Genomic DNA, 1,206 nt, shown 5'->3' on the forward strand with positions numbered 1-1,206 from the left:
GCGACGAGCGTGAGGGCGCCCGGCCAGAAGGCGTCGACCAGCTCCCAGGCCAGCTCGGAGAAGTCCGTGACGAGGCCGTGCAGGGTGTTCGGGGACGTCCGGGTCGTCCACGAAGGACACCTCGATGCCGAGCTTCGGCAGCGTGTGCCGGAAGAGGTTGTAGGTGCCGCCGTACAGCGACGTACTGGAGACGAGGTGGTCGCCCGCGCCGGCCAGCGTGAGGATGGCCAGGGTCTCCGCCGCCTGTCCAGAGGACAGCGCCACGGCCGCGACACCGCCCTCAAGGGCGGCCACGCGCTGTTCGAAGACGTCCTGGGTGGGGTTGTGGATGCGCGTGTAGATGTTGCCGGGCTCGGCGAGCGAGAACAGGTCGGCGGCGTGCTGGGTGTCTCGGAACACGAACGACGAGGTCTGGTAGATCGGCGTCGCGCGGGCACCGGTGGTCGGGTCGGGCGTGGCTCCCGCGTGGATCTGTTTGGTCTCGAAGGACCAGGCCGAGGTGTCGGGGCCCGCGGGTTCGTCCTCGGGCGTGTGACCGGCGGTGACGGAGTCGATGGGCTGGCTCATGGTGCTGCTCCTCGTGCAAAGGGGCATGCCGGCGCACGCGTTGGAGCACGCGAGGGCACGGCAGCGGAGGGTGAGGGAAGGGCCGGAGGGGAGCGTCAGCTCACGGCACAACACGCAGTGGTGGTCACGCGCACGTAGTCGACGTGGCGCCGGGTCACGAGCACCGTCATACGACGAGCGAACCACGGATGATCGGCGCGGACCAGCGTCCCGTCACGCGTGACACAGAGCCTTCATGAACCGGTACGGGGCTTTCGTGATCCGGTACTGGCTTTCGCGATCCGGTACGGCGGTCGGGCCCGGGGCCCGGGAACGCCGCAGCCCCGGCCAGGAGGACCCGGCCGGGGCTGCGTACGAGATCAGGCGGGCGTCACAGGGACGCGAGCACCTCGTTCCAGGTGGTCGAAGGACGCATGACCTTCGCCGCCTTGGCCGGGTCGGGCTGGTAGTAGCCGCCGATGTCGGCCGGCGAGCCCTGGACCGCGAGCAGTTCGCCGACGATCTTCTCCTCGTTGGCGGCGAGCGTCTCGGCCAGTGGCGCGAAGGCCTTGGCCAGGTCGGCGTCGTCGGTCTGCGCGGCCAGCTCCTGCGCCCAGTACAGGGAGAGGAAGAAGTGGCTGCCGCGGTTGTCGATGCCGC

2 protein-coding genes are annotated in these 1,206 nt (G+C 70.0%); both read right to left on the reverse strand.

From position 1 onward, the window contains the following. The coding region (locus ACWDR3_RS47800; RefSeq protein ID WP_450358950.1) for a PLP-dependent transferase at window positions 1-567 on the reverse strand (567 nt) is incomplete at its 3' end. Between the two features lie 370 nt (window positions 568-937). After that, the coding region (locus tag ACWDR3_RS47805) for an NADP-dependent isocitrate dehydrogenase (RefSeq protein ID WP_450358951.1) at window positions 938-1,206 on the reverse strand (269 nt) is incomplete at its 5' end.

It is taken from the genome of Streptomyces sp. NPDC001002 (genome assembly GCF_053599215.1).